The sequence below is a fragment of the Sphingopyxis terrae subsp. terrae NBRC 15098 genome, assembly GCF_001598815.1.
Taxonomy (GTDB): Bacteria; Pseudomonadota; Alphaproteobacteria; order Sphingomonadales; family Sphingomonadaceae; genus Sphingopyxis; species Sphingopyxis terrae.
This window is the reverse complement of the sequence record NZ_BCZQ01000053.1, coordinates 1-7,234: the sequence shown is the minus strand read 5'-3', so window position 1 is coordinate 7,234 and position 7,234 is coordinate 1. Positions and strand designations below refer to the sequence as shown.

The following is a 7,234-nucleotide window of genomic DNA, read 5'->3' as shown; positions in this document are numbered from 1 at the left end:
GTGCGTTCAACTTGCCTGAATACTTCCAAGCCCTTCTGGTGCCGCGTGCCGTAGACGAGATAAAAATGCGACTTGTCCAGTTTGCGATGACGAATGCGGGCGCTAGCGACGTAGTCGAAACCGCATACCTCTTTCACTGCGGTTTTGAAGACCTCCAGAATGGCCTCTTCCTTAGAAAGGCCGTTGGACATCTCTTCGTCAATCATCTTGCGCCAAGGCAAGCCGCCGAAGGGCTTGTCATACGAAGCGCGTATTTCGGGACGTTCGTCCTCCACAAACCTTTTGAAATGCTCGTACATGAAGTTGATGAGCACCTCCCCCCGTTGTCTTAGGAGTGGAGCGATGCGGCTGAGGTCGATGCTCCACCCGGTTGGGTCTACAAACGTCAGTGCAAATGAGGAGCCAACGTAACGACGGACTTCCGGGATATTGTCCTCAAACGTGCCGTGGATGGCGCGGGCGTGAAGGTCCGCTGCGCCTCCAGCGGCGCCATTGAGGCGTTCGAAGGGCTCCGCCTCCTTCTCCACGAATACACAGCGCAAACACTTCGTTTTTCCGCGAAGGCGGAAGGACTCCCGAACCTCTCGGAGCTCCCTGATCGCTATGCCGAATGATGTGTCAGCAAACTCTTCTGACCTCGCCTCCCAAGGACCTGAAAAACCGTCAACGAATGTGAAGTCGTCCCACGCCGAGAGGATATTATAAGCGACTTTTTGCAAATAGCCTCGCAAGATAATGTGCTTGACGAACGTTTGCTCGCGATCGTGGTACTCTCGCGGCAGCACCGGAGGCTGAGCCATTAGTCAGCATTCTCCACCGCAGCCTTGAATTTTTGGGGGAAGTCGTTCCATTCTCGCCCGTCGAGTTTCCTTCCACCGTCCTTGGGCCTGAACCCACCCCATTGCTTGAAGAAGAAGGCGACGTCTTGCTCTATGCATTGGTCTCGCACCTCTCGAACCCAACGGGGATCGATTGGCCTTGCCCGCGGACCGCTTTCTCCGCCCACAATCACCCAGTCAATATTAAAGAGGTCCAATTCTCCCACCGGGCCGATCAATGGCTCAATCGACAGGAAACGCGCGCCCGCTTGCGAGCCTTGGAGGTGCAAAATTCGACTTTTAGCTTGGGCATCCTCGACTGAAACCCCGCACCAAATATGTTGAGGGCAGGGCCGATCTCGATACCGCTTTCGGAGGTACTTCGACATGAGAGAGCTGCGCTTCGACAGGAGCTGATAAACGTGCCAATCGGCCTTCTCCATCGTATCGAAAACTCTATCGACGTATTCGAACGGAACTGACTTGTGCCATAGGTCTGACATCGAGTTGACGAAGATCATTCGGGGACGTCGCCAGCCAAGTGGCTGTTCTAACCGAGCAGGTCTAAGTGTAAGGTCGAAACCGCTTTCGAACGGATGGCCCGGAACTCCACGGAACCGCTCAGAAAATCTTTCAGCGTAGCAGTTGTCACAGCCTCGACTAATCTTCGTGCAGCCCGTCACCGGGTTCCAAGTGGCGTCGGTCCATTCGATTGCGCTGTTGTCAGACATGATCTGCCTCCGAGAACATTCGTGGAACACTAGTGGCTAAGTAGTTCAAAGGCAAGGTGAGGCTTTGAGTCGCAGTGGCGTCTTCTGCTTATGGAGACGATCTAAACTTCCCTTTCGATTTCAATCTTTTCGACTAGCGGTCCTAGAGATATGGATTTGATCTCGCGGAGACCGCTTGGCGCCTGGATTTTTCAAAAGCGGTCCTTCTGTTAGCGGCCCACTTTCCGACATTTCACATAATGGCGGTTATCCGTCATTTTTCGCATGGGACCGCACCCGAAGTTGACTGACTGGCCGCACCAAACTGACAATTATTGAAGCAATTCGTCAAAGACTCTCATGGTAGTTTGGGTAGAGTGATAAGTGCAGAGATTTCAATATTTGGCCATTTTTCAATATTCTTAGGTGTAGGCAACAAAGCCCGAAACCCCAGCAGTCGAATGCCAATCAGGTTTTCACAATTTGTAATGCGCGAGGATGACGAAAGAATGAAACCGCAAAAAGGACACTTAACAAACGTTGGGTGCTTTGACACGCGAGCCAAAATCAAGGAATATTGAGTTGCGCCTTAGAGACTGTCATAATTTTGAAGATTTCCGCCGATTAGCGAAAAAACGTCTCCCTAGTCCCATCTTCCATTACATTGATGGCGCTGCTGATGATGAAGTGACATACCGCAGAAATAGCGCAGCATTTGAAGACGTGGACTTGGTTCCGAATGTACTAAGAGGCGTCGAACAAATTGATATGGGCGTCGAGGTGATGGGGCAAAAACTAGCCATGCCCTTCTATTGTGCTCCAACCGCGCTGCAGCGCTTGTTCCATCATGAGGGAGAGCGTGCTGTTGCAAGAGCCGCGACAAGATATGGCACTATGTTTGGGATCTCATCGTTAGCAACGGTTTCAGCGGAAGAAATCGCCCCGATCGCATCGGGCCCCAAAATGTTTCAGTTTTATTTCCACAAGGATCGCGACCTTAACGATACACTTTTGGAGCGTGCACGGGATGCAAATTTTGAGGTCATGGCTTTAACCGTGGATACAATAACGGGAGGAAATCGTGAACGAGACTTGCGCACCGGCTTCAAGTCTCCTCCAAAGCTGACTCTATCTTCCTTGGCTAGTTTTGCCTCCCACCCGATGTGGGCTTGGAATTTCTTGACGAAAGAGAAATTCGACATGCCCCATTTATCTGGTCACGTGGGACAGGGCACAAATTTGGCAGTATCCGTTGGAGACTATTTCTCCACTATGCTGGACCAATCGATGGGTTGGGACGACGCTGAAAAACTCTGCTCCCAATGGGGAGGGCAATTCGCTTTGAAGGGCATCATGAGTGTTGAGGATGCGCTACGAGCTGTCGAAATTGGTTGCACAGGAATTATGGTTTCCAATCATGGTGGACGTCAACTTGACGGCGCTCGTGCGCCTTTTGATCAGCTGGCAGAAATTTGTGATGCGGTTGGAGACAAGATTGATGTGATCTGTGAAGGAGGAGTGCAGCGCGGCACTCATGTCCTAAAAGCGCTTTCCGTGGGGGCAAAAGCGGTATCAGGAGGACGATTCTATCTGTATGCATTGGCTGCCTCAGGCCAAGCTGGAGTTGAACGCGCCCTTGGAAACATGAGGACAGAAATAGAACGAGATATGAAACTGATGGGAATAAGAAGTCTTGATGAGCTCGGTCCTCATAATTTGCGAACAAGAAGCTCGATAAATGCCGGTCATTAGCAAGCTATCGAGTGATTAAAGGGGCTTTGACCGGGACTCATAAGTACATTGTGGGTGGCATCTCAACAACGCCTGACCAAACCGCCCACGCGCAACCTAGATGGAATATCCGGAAAATAATACCTTTGAGACAGCAATAACTTTAGACGAATGCAGAGCTGCTCGCGAGGATATCGCCAACTATGCTGAAGACATTGCAAGCTTTCTCTTGGCCGATTTCTAGCTGTTTGCAGGGCTTTACGGCGGCACCAATATCTCAATTTAAGCCGATTGAAGGTGTGAATCTGTTGAAGTACGCGCAATGGGGCGAAGCCACGAAGGCATTGTGTTAGGTTTTCCAACTGGAATGTGTGGCAGATCGAATTTGTCGAAAATTGATCATTATGATCATACCTCCGTGAACGTGCTCTGATAGCTATAGAAATAAGCAAAATTATTTTGCGGCACCTGAGGAGGGTATCTTGAGCAACAACGATCACAACAAACTAAACTTGGGCGATCAAATGGCGACCGTTAATCCACCGTTAGAACCAATCTCGCAATCGCCAATTCCTACGCCACCGCTTCCTTGGCACACGCGCGTCTTTTACGGGATGGGCGCTATGGCCTTTGGTATCAAATCCAACGGCTTCGATTATTACCTCTTGGCGTTTTACAGCCAGGTTGTGGGCCTGGATCCCCGATTGGTTGGGCTGGCTCTGTTTATATCGCTGCTTTTTGATGCGGTAAGCGATCCATTGGTGGGTTATTGGTCGGATAATCTGCGCTCCAGATGGGGGCGCCGGCATCCTTTCATGTATGGAGCTGCGATTCCGGTTGCGCTGTGTTTTTTCTTAGTTTGGATGCCCCCCGAAAGCTTCTCTGACACAGAGACTTTTTGGTATCTGTTGTGTTTATCCGTCTTGATACGGACCGGCATCACATTTTTTGAAACGCCCAATATAGCTTTGGCGCCTGAATTGACTCAGGATTACAACGATAGAAGCAGGCTCATCAGCTACGCTCATTTCTTTGCCTGGTCGGGCGGCAATTTCATGAACATCGCCATGTTCTTCATTGTCTTTCCACTTTTCGTAACCGGCTCCATGTCCGAGGCAGTAAGCTCGCGGGCGCCTTACACTGCCTATGGCGTTATCGCTTCGGTGTTGATTTTTATCTCTATTATGGTGTCATCGGCGGGCACGCATTCAAGAATTCCAACGCTTTATAGCCCGCCCCAACAACGCAAACTTACAGTGCCCAAAATCTTCAAAGAGATTTTTGAAACGCTTGCCAATCGCTCGTTCGTATCGATTTTTGCCGCTTCGATGCTCGGCGCTATGGGTTTGGGTCTCAAAGCCTCTTTGCATCTGTATTTTGTTTCCTATTTCTGGGAATTCACGCCCGCGGAAACCGGCTATCTTTCTATCGGGATTTTCCTGTCGGCCTTTATCGGCTTTAAGATTGCGCCATTCGTTTCTGAGCGTATGGGCAAAAAGAACGGCGCGATCATTGTGGGGCTTGTGGCGTTTGTGGCGGCGCCAATTCCTATTTGTATGCGCCTGTTTGATATGCTCCCGGCTAACGGCGATCCGATCATATTCTGGTTTAACCTGATTTTTGGGATCGTTGATCTTGGCCTAATAATTTGTTTCAATATTTTGGTCGCCTCGATGCTTGCCGATTTGGCAGAGCAATCAGAACTGGAAACCGGGCGGCGCTCTGAAGGGATATTGGCCGCGGCCATAACTTTTGCGAAAAAGAGCGTTCAGGGCTTGGGTGTGTTGATGGCATCCTTCGTACTGACGCTTGCACAATTCCCAAAAGGGGTGAGCGTTGATGATGTCTCGGACCAGGCGATTTGGGATCTTGGCGCGTATTTCGTTCCAATCGTGACCGCGATCTATCTTGTTATGATTGGCGCCTTGACTAGTTACAAATTGAGCAAAGAGGACTTCGAAGAAAATTTGCGCAGACTTCAAGACAGAACAATAACCGAGCACCGACAATAGGCAGCATATTGTGCAGCCATAATAACTGGGTGCCATACGCCTCATTATCGCAGAAAGGTTTAGTGCGCTGTCAAGTGCAATAGAGTATGGTGCCAGATTTCCGCTTTCGTGTTGAGAGCTCTGGTATTGTCCTAAGTCTTTTTGGTATCCAATTCGAGAACATGCTCTTTCTGGATCGATTTCTTGTCGATTTTTCCAGATGCAATTCTGGCCAGAGGGGTCTCCGAAATCCGGACATATTTCGGGATCTTGAAATTGGCGAGCTTGCTTTTCAAACTTTCTTGCAATGCCGCAACATCTACCTGATTGTCAGCGTATATCGTGGCCGCAACTTCTTCGCCGAGCCTCTCATCAGGCACACCATAAACACACGCTTCAATGATAGACGGATAACCTGCCAAAGCTGACTCTACTTCGCTACAACCAATGTTTTCGCCACCGCGAATTATGATCTGTTTCAGTCGGTCGACGACATACAAGAAGCCCTCTTTATCAATATATGCGATATCTCCAGTTCGGAACCAACCATCTTCTAGAAAATCATCAATGGAGTCTGGGCGTTCCCAATATTTGTGAATAACTGAAGTGCCTCGGATCAATAATTCTCCGCGCTCTCCTGATGGAAGAAAATTTCCGCCATCATCAACCACCCCCAATTCAAGAACCGCGCTGACGCGACCGGAACTCGATGGCCTGCTCAGATAATCATCGCCTACGATAGATGTGCCGATGGAATTGGTCTCGGTCATACCCCAGGCGGTACCAGGCTTAGCATTTTTGAATGTGTCATCAAGGCCCTTGACCTGCGATTCAGCGCGCGCAGCACCGCCCCCGCCAACGGCCAACAAACTTCCGACATCATGACCAGTGTCTTGGGCAGCCAGCATGATATCTCCCGTCATGGCCGGAGTGCCGACAAAGCTGATTATTTTCTCGCGTTCAACCAGCTCAACCGCGCGCATGGGATCCCATTTGTACATGGCAACCACTTTTCGCTGTTTACGGTAACTGGCTAGTAAGACTGCCAATAAACCATTCACATGAAATAGCGGCATCCCTAATAGCGTCGAATCGGTATACGCTTTGCTGCCATTTTTTTTAGATTTCGTCCTGCCTTTCAAAACCGCCATGCAAGTTAAATCAAGTTCCCATGACAGTAATGAGGCGAGGATATTTCGATGGGTGGACACTGAACCTTTAGGATGACCTGTTGATCCAGATGTAAACAGAATTACGGCATCATCGTCCGGTCCCAGCTCAACCTCTGGCATATCGACTTTGCGACTTAGCAGAGGTTCGATCGGTTGGGCTCTCTCTTCAGGTTCGGATCGAACCGAGATGAGGTGCATTTCATTCAAGCGGTCATTTCCAATTATACGGTCAAGCCGCTCTTGATCAACAATTGCAACTTTTGTTCCGGTGTGATTCAGTCCGTATTCGAGCTCATCGGATTCCCACCAGGCGTTCAGCGCGACTACGATGCCCCCGATTGATGTGATCGCTGTAAATGCGATTGGCCATTCTGGATAATTGCGCATGCCAATGGCGACCCTATCTCCAGGCGAAATACCATATTTTTCGATCAATTCGGCAGCCAAGCTCGAGGCCCGCTGATACATTTCATTGAATGTGTATCGTTCTGTTTTATAAACGTAAAAAGTTTGGTCGCTGATCGATTCTTTGATCATTTGCGGCAAAGTGCTCGGGGCGTTTACAAACCATTTGCACACATTCCCATTGATCGTAATATCCTGAAGCTCGAATTGCTCACCTCGAGCAGTCAATTTGGTCGCGTCCGTCAAGGTGGTGTAATTTCGGCTGTGGCCGTGGGCCATCGTCAGGCGGCTTTGGCGGTGATGTGTAGGGGCTGATTTTCCTCCTCGATCATGGGTTGGTTGAGTTCGGCCATGCCTTCGATCTGCATGTATCGGTGCTGGAGCTGCCACTCGTCGTTCTGCTCCAT

General features: G+C 49.8%; 5 protein-coding genes and 1 pseudogene. 2 read left to right on the top strand and 4 right to left on the bottom strand.

What is annotated here, in order from left to right; all coding sequences use genetic code 11:
* Together tcmP and STE01S_RS19340 are read right to left on the bottom strand one after the other, a co-directional pair.
* Nucleotides 1-800, bottom strand: an 800-nt coding sequence (gene tcmP, locus STE01S_RS19345) for a three-Cys-motif partner protein TcmP (RefSeq protein WP_120694241.1), incomplete at its 3' end; no start/stop codon positions are given.
* Nucleotides 800-1,549, bottom strand: coding sequence for a DUF5131 family protein (locus STE01S_RS19340; RefSeq protein ID WP_054588541.1), 750 nt, complete (start codon nucleotides 1,547-1,549; stop codon nucleotides 800-802). The genes STE01S_RS19340 and tcmP, both read right to left, overlap by 1 nt.
* 519 nt (nucleotides 1,550-2,068) lie before the next feature.
* Here STE01S_RS19340 and STE01S_RS19930 point away from each other — a divergent pair.
* On the top strand, nucleotides 2,069-3,280 hold the full coding sequence (locus STE01S_RS19930) for an alpha-hydroxy acid oxidase (protein WP_322787085.1): 1,212 nt from the start codon (nucleotides 2,069-2,071) through the stop codon (nucleotides 3,278-3,280).
* Between the two features lie 461 nt (nucleotides 3,281-3,741).
* Nucleotides 3,742-5,271 carry an MFS transporter gene (locus tag STE01S_RS19335; protein WP_255266034.1) on the top strand — a complete coding sequence of 510 codons (1,530 nt, stop codon included), beginning with the start codon at nucleotides 3,742-3,744 and terminating at the stop codon, nucleotides 5,269-5,271.
* A 131-nt stretch (nucleotides 5,272-5,402) separates the two neighbouring features.
* On the opposite strand, the gene STE01S_RS19925 is transcribed toward STE01S_RS19335, so the two are convergent.
* Entirely contained in the window at nucleotides 5,403-7,106 is a 1,704-nt protein-coding gene (locus STE01S_RS19925; protein WP_082813450.1) for a class I adenylate-forming enzyme family protein, read from the bottom strand.
* A 2-nt stretch (nucleotides 7,107-7,108) separates the two neighbouring features.
* A pseudogene (locus STE01S_RS20185) lies at nucleotides 7,109-7,234 on the bottom strand (IS256 family transposase); the annotation flags it as partial.